This is a genomic window from Corallococcus terminator (assembly GCF_003611635.1).
Classification (GTDB): domain Bacteria; phylum Myxococcota; class Myxococcia; order Myxococcales; family Myxococcaceae; genus Corallococcus; species Corallococcus terminator.
In genome coordinates this window covers 1-429 of sequence record NZ_RAVZ01000830.1, presented here as the reverse complement: position 1 = coordinate 429, position 429 = coordinate 1, and the positions used below count along the sequence as shown (strand labels likewise).

At 39.9% G+C, this 429-nt stretch carries 1 protein-coding gene; it reads right to left on the bottom strand.

What is annotated here, in order from left to right:
* Nucleotides 1-54: 54 nt before the first annotated feature.
* On the bottom strand, nucleotides 55-429 hold a 375-nt coding region (locus tag D7V88_RS42350; protein WP_244238709.1), incomplete at its 5' end, for a thymidylate synthase.

The following is a 429-nucleotide window of genomic DNA, read 5'->3' as shown; positions in this document are numbered from 1 at the left end:
CATCAGGGCGTGTTGCATAAATTTCTCGTCTAAATCTGACCGCACTTTGAATGCCTAAACTGAGAAAGGATACTTGATCGGTTCGTGAGATTGATAACCCACCACCTTGAAATCATCCATCGTTACCCAAGTTTCAAGATCTTCAAGGGTTTTAATATCAGGATTAATTTCTAATTGTGGTGAAGGGAATGGTTCACGTTTTAATTGCACATCACGCATTAACTCAAGTTGGTCTTCATAAATATGCGCATTTACAATTTTATGATATGCCTTACCCGGTTTATTGCCGGTAATTTGCGCCATCAAAGCAAGGAAAGTAAAGACCTGAATTTGATTGAAGTTTAAGCCAAGTGGCACATCACAAGAGCGTTGGTAGCTCGTTAAGTGCAATGTATCGCCGACTAAAGAGAAAGTATGAGTGTGCATGCA